15 protein-coding genes are annotated in these 16,913 nt (G+C 62.6%); 4 read left to right on the top strand and 11 right to left on the bottom strand.

Annotated elements, in window-relative coordinates; all coding sequences use genetic code 11:
• Nucleotides 1-11 precede the first annotated feature (11 nt).
• The 8 genes from DV733_RS13005 to DV733_RS12970 all read right to left on the bottom strand — a co-directional run bounded on the left by DV733_RS13005 (nucleotide 12) and on the right by DV733_RS12970 (nucleotide 10,789).
• Entirely contained in the window at nucleotides 12-1,028 is a 1,017-nt protein-coding gene (locus DV733_RS13005) for a hypothetical protein (RefSeq protein WP_049992424.1), read from the bottom strand.
• Complete coding sequence (locus DV733_RS13000; RefSeq protein WP_079979338.1) at nucleotides 1,025-1,618, bottom strand: signal peptidase I; 594 nt, start codon at nucleotides 1,616-1,618, stop codon at nucleotides 1,025-1,027. Before DV733_RS13000 ends, DV733_RS13005 begins: the two co-directional genes overlap by 4 nt.
• Nucleotides 1,615-2,202, bottom strand: a complete 588-nt coding sequence (locus DV733_RS12995; RefSeq protein ID WP_049992423.1) for a TasA family protein — start codon at nucleotides 2,200-2,202, stop codon at nucleotides 1,615-1,617. The genes DV733_RS13000 and DV733_RS12995 overlap by 4 nt, the downstream gene beginning before the upstream one ends.
• 49 nt (nucleotides 2,203-2,251) lie before the next feature.
• Nucleotides 2,252-2,809 (bottom strand): TasA family protein, encoded by a 558-nt coding sequence (locus tag DV733_RS12990; RefSeq protein WP_049992422.1) that lies wholly within the window; start codon nucleotides 2,807-2,809, stop codon nucleotides 2,252-2,254.
• A 300-nt stretch (nucleotides 2,810-3,109) separates the two neighbouring features.
• Complete coding sequence (locus DV733_RS12985) at nucleotides 3,110-5,143, bottom strand: SpoVR family protein (protein WP_049992421.1); 2,034 nt, start codon at nucleotides 5,141-5,143, stop codon at nucleotides 3,110-3,112.
• Nucleotides 5,140-6,447: a YeaH/YhbH family protein gene (locus tag DV733_RS12980; protein WP_049992420.1), complete on the bottom strand. Its 1,308-nt coding sequence runs from the start codon at nucleotides 6,445-6,447 to the stop codon at nucleotides 5,140-5,142. The genes DV733_RS12985 and DV733_RS12980 overlap by 4 nt, the downstream gene beginning before the upstream one ends.
• Nucleotides 6,438-8,717 carry a PrkA family serine protein kinase gene (locus DV733_RS12975; protein WP_049992419.1) on the bottom strand — a complete coding sequence of 760 codons (2,280 nt, stop codon included), beginning with the start codon at nucleotides 8,715-8,717 and terminating at the stop codon, nucleotides 6,438-6,440. The genes DV733_RS12980 and DV733_RS12975 overlap by 10 nt, the downstream gene beginning before the upstream one ends.
• The gene (locus DV733_RS12970; RefSeq protein ID WP_049992418.1) at nucleotides 8,717-10,789 is read right to left on the bottom strand and encodes a PrkA family serine protein kinase; all 2,073 of its coding nucleotides are present in this window, start codon (nucleotides 10,787-10,789) and stop codon (nucleotides 8,717-8,719) included. Before DV733_RS12970 ends, DV733_RS12975 begins: the two co-directional genes overlap by 1 nt.
• A 426-nt stretch (nucleotides 10,790-11,215) precedes the next feature.
• On the opposite strand from DV733_RS12970, the gene DV733_RS12965 reads away from it, so the two are divergent.
• Both DV733_RS12965 and DV733_RS12960 read left to right on the top strand, forming a co-directional pair.
• Entirely contained in the window at nucleotides 11,216-11,605 is a 390-nt protein-coding gene (locus DV733_RS12965) for a DUF5820 family protein (protein ID WP_049992417.1), read from the top strand.
• Between the two features lie 27 nt (nucleotides 11,606-11,632).
• Complete coding sequence (locus DV733_RS12960) at nucleotides 11,633-12,085, top strand: UPF0179 family protein (RefSeq protein ID WP_049992416.1); 453 nt, start codon at nucleotides 11,633-11,635, stop codon at nucleotides 12,083-12,085.
• 167 nt (nucleotides 12,086-12,252) lie between these two features.
• On the opposite strand, the gene DV733_RS12955 is transcribed toward DV733_RS12960, so the two are convergent.
• Both DV733_RS12955 and DV733_RS12950 read right to left on the bottom strand, forming a co-directional pair.
• The gene (locus tag DV733_RS12955; RefSeq protein ID WP_049992415.1) at nucleotides 12,253-13,593 is read right to left on the bottom strand and encodes an IS200/IS605 family transposase; all 1,341 of its coding nucleotides are present in this window, start codon (nucleotides 13,591-13,593) and stop codon (nucleotides 12,253-12,255) included.
• Nucleotides 13,594-13,898: 305 nt separating this feature from the next.
• Entirely contained in the window at nucleotides 13,899-14,090 is a 192-nt protein-coding gene (locus DV733_RS12950; RefSeq protein ID WP_136342349.1) for a hypothetical protein, read from the bottom strand.
• A 256-nt stretch (nucleotides 14,091-14,346) separates the two neighbouring features.
• On the opposite strand from DV733_RS12950, the gene DV733_RS12945 reads away from it, so the two are divergent.
• On the top strand, nucleotides 14,347-15,006 hold the full coding sequence (locus DV733_RS12945) for a hypothetical protein (protein ID WP_049992414.1): 660 nt from the start codon (nucleotides 14,347-14,349) through the stop codon (nucleotides 15,004-15,006).
• 126 nt (nucleotides 15,007-15,132) lie between these two features.
• On the opposite strand, the gene DV733_RS12940 is transcribed toward DV733_RS12945, so the two are convergent.
• Nucleotides 15,133-15,921 (bottom strand): M14 family metallopeptidase, encoded by a 789-nt coding sequence (locus tag DV733_RS12940; RefSeq protein ID WP_049992413.1) that lies wholly within the window; start codon nucleotides 15,919-15,921, stop codon nucleotides 15,133-15,135.
• Between the two features lie 110 nt (nucleotides 15,922-16,031).
• Between DV733_RS12940 and DV733_RS12935 the strand changes: the two genes are divergently transcribed.
• A complete protein-coding gene (locus tag DV733_RS12935; RefSeq protein WP_049992412.1) occupies nucleotides 16,032-16,898 on the top strand; it encodes a mechanosensitive ion channel family protein in 867 nt (288 codons plus the stop codon).
• Nucleotides 16,899-16,913: the final 15 nt, after the last annotated feature.

Here is a 16,913-nt window from a genome sequence, read left to right as displayed (position 1 = left end):
CGACGTCACGATCAGTCCGACGACAGCGAAATGCCGAGCTCCCCGGCGATGGCCTCCCAGTTGATCGGTCGTTCCGGCCTCTCGGGCGATGGTCTGTCAGAACCCCACGTCGAGCCGGGAGTCCCAGCCTGATTTGTCGTGTTCGGACGACCACCGCCTCGGCCCGACCTGGCACTGACCGACCCTGCAGCTGGTGTTCCGTCGACGGTCGTCCCTCGCGGAGTGTAGACGAGCGTATTGTCGGCGTCGGCGTCGTCGATCGACGCGCCGTCGACGAATAGCGTCCGACCACCACGCTGGAGATCGGCCGTTATGTCACCGTACGGTGCCTGAATCTCGGCGTTTTCGAGCCGCATGTCGCCGCTGGACTCCAGCACGATATCGCCGCCATACCGGCTCTGGAGTGTGGCGTTCGTCGCGTCGAGCGGGCCGCCGCCACGTTCCCGGGCCGACAGCGTTGTCGTTCCGAAGTACGAGACGACGTTCGCGTTTCGCGCGGAGACGGACTTGCCGGTGACACTCGAATCGCCGAAGACACCGATAACGGCGGCACCGTCGACGGTGGCCGTGCCAGTAGCCGACACGTCGGCTCTCCCGGCTGCGAGCACGTTTTGGCCACCCAGATCCGCGTCCCCATCGGTCGCCGAAAGCGAGACGCTACCGGAGTCCGATTGAAAGCTCGTCTCGGCAGTGAGACTGCCCGCCGTGATATCGATGCTACCGGAGTTGTTGACCGTCCCGACATCCGACGGGACGACGAGGTTTGCCGAGGAGTCGTCAAACGAATAGAGATCACTCTCGGTGTACGTCGTCTCGCCCTGGTCCCACTGCCCGTTACCGTTGGCGTCGTCGTAGGCTCGGGGTCCGGGCGGTCCCCGGTCGAACGATGCGGCGGCCGTCACCGACCCGTCGCCGAGTTCGTCGTCGACGAAGGCAGCCTGGGTCGTCGCGCCCCCGGCGAGCGTCGCTGCGGCGACTAGCGCAACGCCTATCACCAGCACAAACGCCCAGAATCGACTCGGCGTCACGGTTCGCCCTCCGTGTGCTCGGAGTCAGTTTCCTCAAGCTCGTCGTCTCCGTCCGCCCGCACAGCGCCGAGCAGTGCCCGCAACTCCGAGAGCCCAAGTGCGATCGCAGGGATCACGACCAGTGCGACGATCCCCATCGGCGACCGAAGTATCGACAGCACGTAGCCGACCAGTGGGAGATCGAAGTTGACCACACCGACGACCTGGCTGGCGCTGACGCGCCCGGGGTCGGGATCCTCGTTGGCGTCGCCTTTCGTCTGGAACTGTGGCTGGCCGTCGGCTCGCTCGACGGCGATCACACGGTGGGTCACACGTCTGGTCTCGCCGTCTGGACCGCTGTCTCGATAGGTGATCACGTCGCCATCCGAAATCTCGTCGGCTGGAACGTCGCTGACGAAGACGACCGCGCCGGCGTCGATCGCCGGCGACATACTGTCGGACTGGACGACGAAGCTGTGATCGGCCCCGACGAGCTGCGGGACGGCGGCGACGACGAACACACCCAGGACGAAGACGAACGCCACGATAGCAGCGAGCGTCGCGGCCCGCCGCCAGTCGATCGCACTGAAGCGTTCGGCTATTCCGGTCATGCTTGTTGAAGCCTGAAGGTGAGGTCGAACTCGAAGCCGTCGCTCTGTGCCAGATCGCTCGTGTCGCTGGGCAACCACCACTCGATCGTGAACGTGCTCGACCCGCCACCGCCGATCGTCGACGAGGCAGTATAGCTGTCACCCACGCTGAGACTGTCTGCTGTCGTCCGCGAGAGGATTGTCGTCCCGTCGAGCGAGGCCCGAAGTTCGAGGTGTTCGTCGAGTTCGCCGTCGCTAGGCGAGCCGTCCTGGCCGTTTTCCTTCCCGTAGTAGCCGTTTTCGGTCGACCGGATCGCGGCGACCTCGACCTCGGGGACGCCCGCGACCGAGCCGGTGTTTCCGAGCGTGACCGACGACTGGCCCGAGTCGCCCGGCTCTGCACCCATCACGTCGAGAAACGTGACGGTCTGACTCGATCCGTCGAGCGTCAGATCGAGCGTCCCGGCCTGAACGCTGTTGTTCGAACTCGACTCCGAGTCCGAGAAGGCGGCCATCGTTCCGGCACCCGTCCCAGCGCCGGCCACACCCGTGGCTAGGGCCGCGCCGAGCAACCGCCGCCGAGTGAGTCGAATCCGATCTCCCATGCTAGGTCTCGCGACTGGTCGTCCCGCGAATCGGCCTGTCAGCGAGTCCCTAGGCCTGGGTCAGCGTGAAGTCGAAGTTGACGGTTAGCGTGTCACCCTGGATATCGTTATCCGCTTGCCCGCTCTTGGGGTTGACCGTGTACTGGATCTCGATATCCTTGCTAGTACTCGAGTCGAGGGGGATTCCACTCTGGAGGCTGCCAGTCGAAAGGTTCGCAACCGTCCCATCGTAGACAGTCGTCGAGCCCGAACCCGGTTGGAGCGTGATCGTGAGGTCGACTGCCTCTTCCAGTGCAGCCCCAGTATCCTCGGAGGCGGTCTGGTCCTCAGGATCGGGATTGGCGCCGCCGGAAGATGTTACGCCAGCGACGCCGATATCGAGAGTCCCGTTGACACTCCCATCGTTGCTCAGCGTGAGCGTCCCAGTGTCTGAATCGCCAGGAACCGCATTCGAAATCGAAACGGCCTCGACCGGACCGTCACTTCCGCCGAAGGTCAGATCCAACGTCCCCGCCGAGACCTGATTGTTCTCGCTCGATTCGCTGTCGGTGAACGCTGCGTACGTCCCTGCGCCGGCCGCGGCCGCCGCGACGCCCAGTGTTGCCATTCCGCCCAGTACTCGCCGTCGATTGAGTTCTATCTTTTTCTCTGACATGATTGTCTCCATGGATCCGATACAACGAGTGCGCAAGCACCGCCTCTTCCCACCTACTTTGGAGGGGCTGGATCCACTGTCCACGCGTCTTTCGCGCGTTCGACCTTCGCTTCCAGCTACGGATACTTAAAGTACCGAGTGTGGTTAGCGATCCTGAAAACGCCGCTCGTTCGGATTTCAGAGCCTCTCGGTAGAATTTGTCTTCGAGGGTACGAAACGAAAACTGGTTGGAATTTTGACGATCGTCGTCAATCACGCCAGCCAGTCTTCGGGTTTCGTGTCGTAGTCCACGTCCGTGGCCGCGAGGTGTTCGACCTCGGTCCAGGGGATGTCCTCGATAGTGACCTGTGCGCCGTCGTATCGCAGGCGCTTGCCGACTTCCGTGGGCTCGGGTTCGCGGTCGCGGCGGCGGGCGACCTCCAGATCCTGTTCGTCGTACTCTTTGACGATCGTGTGGAGGTTGACGGGACGACCCCAGAGTTCGAACGCCCGCTTGAGCACCTCCCTGGCCTGGCCGACGTCGAGCATGACACCGTTGTAGCGGTGGGCGAGCAGGAGTTCCCCGGCGTTGTCGAAGTTGCCGTCCTCGACGACCACGGTTGGTTTGCCGAAGTTGGTGAACTGCAGCATGAGCTTCTTCTTGACGTCCTCGTAGTCAGTCGAGGAGACACGGTAGTCGCCGCTCTTCTGGGAGTGCTCGTAGGCGAAGTAGTCGTTCTCGTCGACGAACTCCTGAGTCAGGAACGAATCGAGGAACGTGACGTCGTTGTGGCTCTGTCGGATCTCGCGCATCCGATCCCAGCCGCGGGCGTACTCGACGTCCGCAAGCGCGTCTTCGACGCTCTCGTAGCGGCTGTCGTCGAAGAGATAGCGGCTGATCCGTTCGAGTTCGTTCAGGCTGATACGGGCGAGGAATCCCCGATTCTGTGGCTTGGTCAGCGAGTAGTGGCGCTCGACCAGTCCCTCGTAGCTGAGTAGCTGCCAGGGGTAGGTCTCGACGTCGAACTCGCCAGCGCGGGCCGCGGCCAGCGCATCGGCATCCACCCGGGAATCCTCCGGCTCGAGGTCGTCGAGATGACCCGGGACGTCGACGAGCCAGTCTGGCGGTTCCAGTGTCGCTCGAACGGTCTCGAAGTCGATGGTCTCGTGGAAGTTACGCCAGGTGATTCCCTCGACCCGCAGGAGTCGTTCGACGACCTCCCGCCGATTCTCGCTGTTCTCGACGTACTGCCAGAGTGCGAGTCCCAGGCTGTAGGGATTCAGCCCGCCCGATCCGAGGACTTTCGACATATGGTCGGCGTAAGTGACGAACTCGTCGTCGGCTGCGAACGCCTCGCCGACCATCATGACCGATTCCCAGTAGCTTGCCCACCCTTCGTTCATCACCTTCGTCATCTTCTGGGGGGCGAAGTAGTAGGCCTCCCGACGGAGGATCTCGAGGACCTCCCGCTGCCAGTCAGCCATCTCGACGGCTTTCTCCGCGTCGATGTCGTACTGCTTGCCGTACTTCCGGAGGAACCCCAGCACGTCTTTTTCGGGGCTATCCGGGAACGAAACGGACTCGCCGTCCTCGGCCTGGGAGTCGAGCCACTCCTCGTCGAACACCTGCCGCTGGACCTCTTCGGAGAGATCGAGGTCGCCGAGCTGGTCTGCGACGTCGGCCGTATCGAGATCCTCGACCTCGTCGTCGATATCGACCGGCGAGTAGGGCTGGTGCTGGTCGATATTGTCTTCGAGACAGAGCACGTGGTCGATCCACTTCTCGACCTCGCTGCGGTCGATCTCGGGATCCTGCATGTACTCCTGGATCGTCTCGGCGTGGCGTGCGAGCATCCCGGCGGCGTCCGGCCCCGCCTCCATCGGAACCTCGCTCCGTTCGCCCGGGGCTTCCTCTCGGCCGGTGAAGAGGCCGAACCACTCGTTGTTCGCGAAGAAGTCGCTATGGGCCTCGACGTGGGTGATGACTGCCTTCTGATCTGCGAGGGTGTTGGACTCCTGCAGGAACGCGTGGGCGGGATTGTCGTTGTTGACGATCTCGAAGGCCTTTCCCCCGAGGAACTGGCTCTGCTTTCGCTGGCGGTCGTACTGCATCCCCCAGCGCCAGTGGGGGTAGCGCTGCTGGAAGCCGCCGTAGGCGATGAGTTCGTTCATCTCGTCGTAGTCGACGATCCAGTAGTTGACGGGATAGGGCGTCAGTCCCAGTTTTTCCGCCAGTTCGTTGGCTTTCGCGACTGGCTGTTCGAGGTCGGCAGCGATACGCTGGGCTTCGATGCGGTCGTCGATCATGTCTGGTCCTCCTCGGTGCTGAGGATCTCGTAGATGGCGTCGACGACGTCTCCGGGGCCGTTGACGTACGCCACGGCCACGTCGTCGGCGTCCCTGAAGTGCCGTTCGACCTCCTCGGCGTGGGTCGCGTTGATGGCGTTGCCGCTGGGTTGGGTCTCGACGTACGCGTGGAGGTTCGCCGGAATCGCCTCCATCAGCGGGATCACCTTGTCTTCGGTGTCGTTCGAGGAGTTCTCGCTGTCGCCCGCCGCGAAGACGTAGCGGTTCCACTCGCTCCAGGGATACTCCTCGAGCGCTTCCTTGGCGACCTCGTAAGCGCTGGAGATACGCGTGCCGCCACCGGAGCGGATGCCGAAGAACTCCTCGCGCTCGACGCGCCAGGCGTCGGCGTCGTGGGCGATGTAGACGAACTCGGCGTTGTCGTACTTGCCCTGGAGATACCAGTCGAGCGGCGTGAACGTCCGCTCGACCAGTTCGCGCTTCTTCTGGCGCATACTCCCGGAGACGTCGCGGATGTTGACCACCACGACGTTCTTCTCTTTCTCTTCGATGATCTCCGGGTAGCGATAGCGCTCGTCCTCACGCCGGAAGGGGATCTCGTCGATCCCTTCCCGGCGGATTCGCTGGGCAGCAGACTCGTGCTCGACCTCGTCCTGCATCTCCTCGATGGAGCCCCAGCGGGCGCGCTCGTCGGCTGGGATGTCCTCGTAGGCGTCCTCGATCCAGGCCCGGGAGACGGGGATGTTCTCGCCGCGGGCCCACTCGTAGACCGTCGCCGGACCCCAGCCCTCGACGCGGAGTGCTTCACGGACGTAGTCCTCGTCGAAGTCCATCGCCATCTTGCGCTTCAGGCCCTCCTTGAACAGCCGCTCGAAGTCCAGCGTCGAGGACGGCCCAGTCCGGGTGATGTCCGTGAAGTCGCCCTCGGTCTCCTCGATGACCTTCTTGCCCTTGGGGTCGAGGTCCAGACCGAGCTGTTCGTCGAGTTCCTGGGCGAACTCCTCGGGGTCCATCTCGTAGTACTCGTGCTCGCCACCTTCCTCGCCGGGCTCGCCGTCCTCGTCGCCGTCGCCGGGCTGGGGCTGGCCGACGGGGTCGCCCTCCTCGGCGCCCTCTCCCTGGCCGACGCCGCCCTGGTCGCGCCGGTCGTAGGCGAACTCCGGGAGGTCGACGATCTTGATCGGGATTCGGACCGAGTCCGCTCTGGACTTCCCGAGGTCGCCGTACTGGATGAACTCCGCGAGATCCTGACGGCGCTGTTCACCGACTTCTCGGTAGCGATCGAGGTCGTCTCTCAGTCCCATCGGTAGCTCACCTGTCCCATGACGTGCCGGCTGGTCAGTTCGGCGGCGGCCTCGCTGTAGTCGAACAGCTCCATCATGTTCTCGATGGTCTGGGTCTTGAGCCGGGCGGTTTCGGTGTTGGCTGGCGGGCTGTCCCACTGGCTCGGATCGAAGTCCTCGAAGGTTCGCTCGACGTCGTTCCAGTCGTGGCTGCCGAGCACGGTCTGGATCACGGGGATCTCCTTGGGATTGACGTCACTGACCCGGAACTCCTCGTCGCGGTTGTGCCAGGCGAAGCGATTGAGCGCAGTGATGATCTTGTCCGTCCGGAACTGTTCGACGTCTTTCGTGGGGTCTTCACCGTGGTAGTCTGCCTCGCCGAACCGTCCCAGGTGTTCGATCTCGAAGATCTTCATCTTCAGCGGGTCGGGGTCGACGTACTCCCCCCGTGCGTTCTCGATCTGCTCGTCGGTCGCCCACGCGTAGACGTGTTCGATGTACTCCTCGACTGTGGACTGGTCGACGCGCTTCTCGCGCATCAGCGCGGCGAGGACGTCCGCCTCCTGTCGGTCGAAGATGTGACTCTTGACGGGGACGACGCGTTCTTCGAACTCCGCTGCCTCGCCTTTCGAGAAGACGGGGGCGCTCGCGAGGTCGTCGGCCATCGCGTCGAGCACGTCCCGGGGCATGATGACGTCCTCGACGGGCAGGTCGGCGTGATGGCGGTCGGTCTCCTCGTGAAGGAGGTCGGCGATCACGTCCCGGGTGAACGTGACGGGGATGCCGTGTTCGCCGTCGGCGGTCGTCGCGCCGAACTCGAAGTCCTCGACGTCGCGGCGTTCGTCGCCGTCCTGCAGATAGCCCCGGTCGAACAGCAGCGCCTTCTCGACGAGATCGAGGTCGGCTGGCAGGTCGTTGCTATCCAGGCGCGTCACGACATCGTACAGCGCCGCCGCCTCGATAGCGTGAGGCGCGAGTTCGCGCTCGCGGACGCCCTCCTCGCCCCGGACACGGATCGTGATCGGCTCGCGGATCCGCTCGTCCAGGTCCGTCCAGGAGTCAGCCTCCCACACGGTGGTATCGTTGGTCAGCTCTCGCCGGAGCAACTGGGCTTCCAGCGAGAGATTCGTCAGGTAGGTGAACTCGTGTTTGTTGAGCCGTCGCTTCAGCGCCTTCAGCGGGTCCTGTCCCTCACGTTCGGCGTGCTGATTCAGCGTCGCTTCGAGGTCAGGGTTCGAGATGATGATCATCTGGGTGTCGACGTCCATCCCGATTCCCTTATCCAGCTTGACAGAACCCTCGTCGGGCACGTTCAACAGCTTCTGGAGGAGATCGGCGTGCTGGGCGGCGTCCTCGACGATGGTCAGCAGGCCGTTGCCCTGGCTGAGCACGCCGTCGTAGGAAAAGGCCTGGGGGTTCTTGCGCCCGCGGGAGTCGAGTTCTCGGAGCATGCCGGCCATCCACGAGCCGACCAGTCGTTCCTTCGGCGAGCCTTCGTCCTCGCTGTGGAGGACGCCGATTCCCTGTCCGACGTCGACGACGTAGTTCTTCACGCGGAGGTGTTTCGGGCTCGTGACCGCGGAGAACAGGTCCTCGACACCCTGGCGGCGGTACTGCTCTTCGAGGTAGTCGTAGGCCTCACGGGAGAACGGATCGAGTCGGCCGTCGACGTGGATCGGGACGTAGTCGTCCAGCCGGTCGTTGACCGCCGCGAGGACGTCCTCGCGAACCGCCTCGGGAAACACCGTCAGCGGGTGGGCTTGCACCGGGCTCTGATACCAGTCGTCCTCGTCGCTGAGCGGCTCGTCGCCGTAGGTGAGAGCACTCGACTGTTCGCCAGCACCGGCGACGTTCCACTCGACGGTGTACCGGCGGCCCTCGTCAGTCTTCGAGTAGGCTCGCAGGCCGTTGATCAGACAGCGCTTGAGTTCGGATTTTCCGGTGGCAGTCGGCCCGTCGAGCCAGACGATCTTCTCCTCTTTGCCCCGGCGGGCCGCGATCGAGCGCAGGTCGTCGACGAACGCGTTCAGTACCTCCGTGTTGCCGAGGATAGCGTGTTCGCCGTCGTTGTGCAGGTCGTCGAAGAAGCGATAGCGCTCTTTCTCCTCGCCTTCCTCGATGACAGTGCGAGTGTCGGCGGCTTCGATCGCACTCAACAGGTACTTCGAGGCGTGGGCCGCGAGATTCGGTCGATCCAGGATCAGATCGACGTACTGGGAGAGCGACATCGGCTCCTGATAGGTCGCGTCGAGTTCCCGATCCGCCGCAGTGATGTAGTCCTTGCCGGACATTAGTCTTCCATCTCGCTTTTGGCGACTTCGGCACCGGCGAATTCGAGCACCTCCTTGGCCCCGTCCTCGCTGTAGCCCTGATCAGTGAGGGCGTCGATCCAGGCGTTGCGCTCGTCGTCGTCCATGTCGCCGCTGGAGACCAGCGCCGAGAAGTTGATGTTGTGCTTCTTGTCCTCCCAGAGCTTGCGTTCCAGCGCCCGGCGCAGACGGTCGTTGTCCTGTGGATCGAAGCTCGATCCCTCGCGAGCACGACGGGAGACCCAGTTAGCGACCTCCTGGCGGAAGTCGTCCTTGCGGTCTTCGGGCAGATTCAATTTCTCCTCCACACTTCGAAGGAACTGCTCGTCGGGCTCCTGCTCGCGACCCGTGATCTCGTCTTCGACGGTGTCGTCGTCGATGTAGGCCATGACGTGGTCCATGTACTTCTCGCCCTGGCGCTGGATCTCGTCGACGTCGTACGCCAGCGCGTGGCGGACGTCCTCGATGGCCCGATCTTTGTACTCCTCTCGAACGAGTTCGAGGTAGCGGTAGTAGGTCTCGAAGCGGTCTTCGGGGATCGAGCCGTGGTTTTCGAGGTTCTCTTCGAGGTGGTTGAACGTCGTCAGCGGCGAGAGGAACCCGCGGCCGCGGTGCATCGAGTCCATGATCGCCTCGGCGATCTCGTCGCCGATGAACCGCGGACTCACACCTTCCATCCCTTCGCCGATCTCGGCGGTGGTGTCGCCCTCCTCACGGAGCTTCTTGACGTCGATGTCGTCGGTCTCGTCGATCTCGCCGTTGTATGCTTTGGCTTTCTGGACGAGATCGATCGTCCCCGCGTCGGGTTCCTCGATGCGGGTCAGCACGCCGAACAGGCCCGCCATCTCCAGGGTGTGGGGCTCGACCTGGATGTCCGGCAGATCGGCGTTTCTGAGCATCTTCCGGTAGATCTTCGCCTCGTCTTCGTAGCCCAGAACGTAGGGGAAATCGATCCGTTTCGTCCGGTCGTTGAACGCTTCCATCTTCTCGTCGCCCTTCTTGTCCTTGTACTCGGGCATGTTCGTCCGGCCGACGATCACCTGGTCGATGTCGATCCGGGGATTGTTCTTGGGCTTGATCGTCTGCTCCTGGGTCGCGTGCAGGAAGTCGTAGAGGAACTCCCGCTGGAGTTTGAGCAGTTCCTCGCCCGAGAAGATACCGCGGTTTGCGTTACAGAACGCCCCCGAGTAGTCGAACGCTCGGGGGTCGCTCTCGCCGTAGATGGCGATCTTCGAGTAGTTGACGTCGCCGGTCAGTTCGGTCTCGTCCTGGTTTTTCTTGTCTTTGGGTTCGAAGGTCTCGATCGACTGGCGCATGTTCTCGTCGGCGACCAGTCGGACGATCTCGATGTGATCTTCCAGCACCGTTTCGAGGTCATCGTCGTAATAGGCCAGCAGCCGATCCATGTAGAACTCGCTGGCCGGGTCGAGGCTCTGCTCGTTGCGGATGGTGTAGGGCGCATCGAGGATCTCGTTGATGTCGTCGAGGACGCGCTCGCGCTGGGCTTCGGGGATCAACACGAGCGGGTCCTGGTTCATCGGCGAGCGAACGGTGTCGTCGGACGGATCCTGATCCGGGATGACGTCACAGAGGTTCGTCCAGCGGAAGGTGTACATCCGCCCCTCGTCGCGGCGGGTGTAGTCCTCGAAGTACCGCCTGACCTGTCGGTCGAAGTCGGACTTCCCGGAGCCCACAGGACCCAGTAAGAGTTTGATCCGCTTCTGGGGGCCGAGCCCGCGAGCGCCGCTCTTGACTTTGTTGACGAACTCGTGGATCGACTCGTGGATCACCTGGCCGTAGAAGGTGTTCTCGCCGTCGTTAATCGGGTCTTCGGAGGCGAGTTTGTACTCGACGAGGCCGGCGTCCTCGTCGTACTCAGTTCCGTAGAAGTCGAACATGTCCGCCACGCGCTGGTGGGCGTTGCGGGCGATGGTCGGTTCGTCGTACAACTGGTCGAGGTACCAGTCGAAGTCGTGGTGCTCACGGAGGTCTGATGGGATCGAAGCCCGGTAGTCGTCGCTCAGTTCTGCCAGAGTGTCTGGATTGCTTGTCATGCTATCACGAACGGGGTGAGGACAGCACCGGCTTGCGCCAGCGGCTGCCGTGGTCGGGTACGTGCGTCGGACGCCACCGTCGCCCGGTCTGTGGAGGGGTACCGTCGACCGAGCGCGACTGTGGTTTTCTGTGTCATGTGGTGCGTATCACATTCCCCGCGCGGGGACCGCTTTGTGTGGCGTGGTATCGAGTGACGCAGCCACCGATACTATAATAACTAAGGTGTTTCCAGATACTTAAGCACTCCCCTGATATGGGTCGAGTCTGTGACCGAATCGCTCGAAAAACCCCGATACATCGTCCGCGAGCCTAACTCAGGCAGAGACGGGCAGATTCCCCCGTTCGAGATATTTTAAATAGGGTTGGATAATCGGTGGTACTGACTGGATCGGTTCGTTCTTCTCCGTGGCAGATGAGTTGTGGGTATGGACATCGAGGATCGACTCCCCGCCGGCTGGGAGGTCTGGAGCGACGAGCGCACGAAGGTCGTGTTGGTCTATCGCCCGGACGTCTTCGACAGCGAGCAGTTTCCACCGCCGTGTCTCCCGACGATCTTTCTGACGAAAGGCCAGCGTGACCGTCGACCGGGGCGTAATCGCCCGCACCCGGACGATCCCTGGTTCGTGACGCTGTCGCTCGAACCCGACGTCTCCGGGCCCCGCCAGCGCTACGACAATCGCGAAGGGGCAATCGAGGGTGCCCACCAGATTGCGGATGAATTTGCGGCGGGCGAGTACGACTACCGCGACTGCTATCAGGTGCCCCGGGAGGCGTATCTGGATCGGCTGGACGAACTGACTGGTCGGGAAGCTTAATCCGGCTCGACGCGCAACTCCCTTCCAATGACCCAACTCACGCTTATCGGCACTCGGTTAGCCGAGGTCGGCCAGACCTTCGTCTATCAGGGCCCGGCCGACGCCTGTGAGGGCTGTCCCTACCGCGATCAGTGCCTTAATCTCACCGAGGGGCGCAAGTATCGCGTGGCCGCGGTTCGGGAGAACGCGAGCGTCCTCGACTGTGGCGTCCACGATACCGGCGTCCAGGCAGTCGACGTCGAGCCCGCGCCGATCCAGGCCAACGTCGCGAGCAAAGGAGCCTACGCCGGCAGCAAAGCCACGCTCCCCGGACCCTGTCCCTACACCGAGTGTCCGAGCCACGAGTACTGTGAGCCCGCCGGGGCCGAGTTCGACGAACAGTACACGATCGACGAGGTCCTGGGCGAGCCACCCCACGACTACTGTATGCTCGATCGGGAGCTGACGCTCGTGGAGTTCGCGCCGCCGAAGGACGCCTAGTCAACAGGGATCGACGCTCTCGCCTGACAGCCGATCCGCACGACCGACCTCGACTAGGTACGTTGCGCGTGTCGCGGTGTCGGCGACACTCCCGCTGTTTGTCGTATACGAATGACATCCTCCCCGGCGCGAACGCCGGGGTTTCCTCCGTGGGAGTCTCAGTCGGTCTAAGATTCCCTGGAAGCAACATTCCCGTCACGGTGGACGGTACTCGGGTCTGTGCGCTGTTCTTTGGGACTTTCGTGAGGGTGTGGTGTCCCCGACCAGTTGTGGTCGTCCCACTCGAACCGCACGGGCCGTGCCATCGGCCTGACTGCCTTCTCTGTGTGCCGTCTCAGGAACGTTTCTGACGCTGTAAGGTCGGCGTGACCCTCGAACCCACACGGACAGGTGAGCGTGTCCTGATGCCGTGTCGTTCGGTCTGTCGAACCACACTGCGGGCACTCTTGGCTGGTCCACGCTTCTGACCGGACTTCAACCGAGATACCGTATTCCTCAGCGGTACACGCCAGTCGCTCAGTGAATTGCTTGAACGCCCAAAAATTGTGCGTCTTGGCGTTCACCCTGACCGACCAGTGCGTTTCCAGTACGTCAGTCAGGCCACCGATATACACGGTATCGACGCCTTCGGCGTACAACCGTTCCAGCAGGTCACGGCACAGTGCTTCTTGGGCGTGGTCCCGACGACGGGTTCGCTTCCGATACAGTCGTCGGATGCGCTCGCTACTGTATCGGCCTTCCCGTAGTTTGGACTGCAACCGGGCGATTTCTCGTGTCGTCTCACGGAATCGCCGGAACAACTCACGGCCCTCGTACAGATATTGCTCGCCGGTCGTCGTGGTACAGGCGACGAGATTGTTGGCACCAATATCCAGAGCGGCCTTTTCATCGGCCAGTGGAGTGTCCCGTGTATCATCAGAAACAGTCACGGGTTGCGAAGCTCGGAAGGTGCTGTCCGTCTCGTCGTACCACAGGTCCAATCGGCCCTGTTTCTCGTAGTCGGGCCACGTCGGGTCGCCAGCGATTTCGAGCCGGAGTCGTCCGGTGTGGTCGTATTGGTCTTTCAATTCGCTCCCGACCAGTATCTCAAGTCGGGACCGCTCGCCCCATTCGGCGGTGTACGACGTGTTGCGAATGACGGTCTTGAGTTGCCGCCCATCGTCCTCGTTGCCACGGAAGCCCGGCGGTTCCGGGTGTTCCGTGACCGACGTGTTCGACTCGTCGTGGTACTTGTTCTTCGTGTCGAAGAACCCGCGCCACGCTTCGCTGTTTTTGCGTATCACCTGTTGGGCGGTGGACGCGCCGAGAACGCCTTTGTACTTGCCTTCGAGTCGGCCTGTATTGGCGTCCCACACGTCTCCCTCGAAGCCGTCCTCGTCATTGTACCGCATGAGGCGTTCGTAGTTGACTTCGTTCCAGAGAGCGGCGGAAGCGTCCAACAGGTCCCGTAGCAGTTGCTCACCATCGTCGGAGAGCGGTCGCACGGCGAACGTGTTGGTTCGCTTCATGCCACAATTGTTTTCACGTCCCTGTGTCAAATAAGTCCTATGAGACAATGCGACCAGCAATAGATATTTCGCATGGGCTACACGGACGGGTGAAAGACTACGCCGAAGCAAACGACCTATCGCTCGATGAAGCGTATATTGAGGTGCTGGAAACGGGACTCGAAACGTTGGAGACTCAAGACCAGCAGTAACACGGCGGTTTCTCACCGGAGCTTACGCGATTCACGCCCGCCCTGTTCAGTCCTCGGTTCCGACAGAGCGTCGGAACACTCGTCGCTCACGGGAAGGGCGGGACTCTCTCGCTGTTACAGGTAGGGTCGTCGAACCCCGACTCGGAGGCCGTCGTCGGTCTGATCGATCACGGTCGCCGTCGCGTTCGATATCGTCTGCGTGGTCGCCGTCCCGTCGGAGTCCGCCCGTGAGCGACAGCCGGCGAGTGTGATCGCACTGCTGAGCAGGTCCACACGGAGGACATCTCTGCGGGCGCAGTCGGGCATGGTACCGTGACGTGCTCGGTACACCCGCAAGTGTCTGCTGGTCATCAGGAATATTAGTCAGACCAACATATCCCAGACTGCCAGGGAGAGCCTGGGAAACGACTCATAGTGATTACTGTAGGTCTGTCCCACATCGACCGCCCGACTCCGGGCGGTCGTAGCGGTAAATCGCTACAGTAATGACTATCACACACGACTGGAAGTGATGTATATATCGAAACATATTTGCATAGTTTGAGAGACGTAAGGGTATTCGATGTCCGAAACGCAACACACGATGCAGCGTCGGTTACGTGAGCGACACCGCCTGGTTAGAGGGGCTTTGCTCGGGGTGGGGGCATACGTTCTCGGGTACATACTCACGTTTCTCCTCGTCCAGTATGAAGTGAGCTCTGACGTTTCGAATACGTTTAGCACCCCCTGGCAGATCGATCTGGACGTTATCGCACTGTTTCTCAAATACCCGCAGATAGCGGGTAGCGATACTGATCTCGCCGGATGGGTATTCTACAATACCCACTTCGTCGAGATAGTCGTCCCGGAAAAAGGGTACGAGACGGGGTCGGCGACAGCGAATATCCTGTTGGAAACGAGCAATCTTACGATCCCAGCCGTAGTCTGGTTCCTGATTCCAGTGCTGATACTCGTCGGTGCCGGATATGTCACCGCACTGTTTGCTGACCGACGGACGACCCGTACGGGAAACGCCATAGCCGGTGGGACTATCGTTGTCGGATATCTGCCACTCACCGGAATCGGGATACTACTTTTCACCGCAGCATACGGGCCCAATACATCGTATGAAGTGTCTATGAGTCCAGAATCTCTACTGGCGATCGGGCTTATGGGGATCGTCTATCCCGTCGTGCTGGGCGGCATCGGTGGGTTACTCGCCTCGTGGCGGACCCCACGTTGAGAGAGGCCCAGCAGTAGGTCGCTGCGGACCAGATCGCCACCTGTCACGCCTTCTTCCGCGCACTAGCTGACAGTGTGTCGTCTTCGAAAGCCTGGATGAGTACATTCGACTCGTAATCGAAGGCGCTCAGACCGAGACGTCGCGTTTCTTGGCAGTGTAGCCGAAGACGTCCTCGTAGCCGTAGGCCGACAGCAAGACGGGATAGAACTCCTCGTCGGCGATGACGTACTCGCCGTCGACCGCGGCGAAGGGGTCGCCCGCTTCGACGCGCTCGAAGTTGGTGACGAACACCTCGTACTCCTCGGCCTCGGACTTCGGCACGACGTCGTCGAGCCGGAAGACCGGATGCTCCCGGGGGTCCAGCGGCGGCTCGTCGGCGAGCACGCCCGTCGCCCGGAGGAACTCCCGGATCAGTCGCGCTGCGTTGTCGGCGGCCCGATCCGACCCCTGATAGCCACACTCGACCTCGACCAGCTGCGTCACCGACTCGAACAGCCGGCCGTCGTCGAACGGTCCCGTCTCGACGACGGCCGCGACGTCGAGTTGACTTGCCAGTTCCAGCGGGACGCCAGTGGCCTCCCGGACGATGGCAAAGGGGTGTTCGTACGACTGGGTCGAGTGCAGCGCCAGCGTCGTACAGCCCTCGAGTTCGCCGGTCAGTTCGGCCGCCAGCCGTGATTCGTGCGTCTCGCCGTTCGGATCACCGGGGAACGCCCGGTTGAGGTCTTCGTCGAGATACCGCTTCTCGGCCGCCAGCGCCTCCTCGTTGGCGACGATCAGTTTCGCCGCCCGCTCGAAGTCCGGCTGGGCGTCGAGCAGTCGCTCGATCCCGCGGACGCCGCAGGGTTCGTCACCGTGAACTGCTGCGACGACAGCGATCTCGGGATCGCCGTCACCGACCTGTTCGATCCGCATTTGGCCGGTATTAGAGAGTGGCCTACTTATGCTGTGTGCTCTGGGTCCACTCGCGAACGCCGGTCGAAATCCGACCGGAGCTTTACACGCTCGCCAGCCGAGCGTCCGGTATGCACGTCGATCTACTGACGACTCTGGCGCAGGTGCCGGCGCTGAATCCGGACACGGAACGGTGGCTGCTTCGAGTCGGACTGTTCATCTGTACGTTCGGGCTGGTCTATCTCGCCGGTCGCTTCCTCGTCGTCCCGCCGGCCCGCCGGGTCGTCCAGTTGCGCAACGCGAACAATCCGACGCTGGTCGAGGCGGTGGACCTCTACCTCCGCGTCGTCTTCGCCGTCGTCGCGTTCCCGGTCGCCATCGCCGCCGCCGGGTTCGGTAGCTACCTCTCGGGTTCGGCTATCGTCGTCGCGGCGATCACGCTGGCGATCGGCGTCGCCGGCCAGGACGTCATCAGCAATCTGGTCAGCGGGATCTTCCTCGTCCTCGACGCGAACTTCAACGTCGGCGACTACATCGAGTGGAGCGGCCGCGGCGGCACGGTCGTCAAGATCGGCCTCCGGACGACCCGCGTTCGCACGCCCGACAACGAGATCGTGACCGTCCCGAACAACGACCTCAGTACGAAGCCAGTCGTCCACCCCTACGACGGCGTCCGCTACCGCGTCAACGAGTCGCTCGTCGTCGCCTACGACGAGGACATTCCCCAGGTCACGGCGCTACTCCGGGAGGCCGCCGTCGAAGACGACCGGATCCTCGCCAAACCGGCCCCGGCCGTCCACGTCGAGCGCCTCGGTGAGTCAGCCGTCGAGCTGGTCGTGAGATTCTGGGTCGTCGATCCAGCCGAGACCGACATCCTCGCAGTCAGGACCGACTTCGCCTCGCGTGCGAAGGACACCCTCGCCGCGGCCGGCGTGACCGTCGCGCCGGCGAATATGCAAGAGCTTTCCGGGGACGTTACTGTCGAACGATCCCAGTAGATCAGTCCGCTGGAG

Source organism: Halapricum salinum, from assembly GCF_004799665.1.
Taxonomy (GTDB): Archaea; Halobacteriota; Halobacteria; order Halobacteriales; family Haloarculaceae; genus Halapricum; species Halapricum salinum.
Note: the sequence above shows the minus strand (reverse complement) of the source record. Positions and strands in the feature narration are given on the sequence as shown.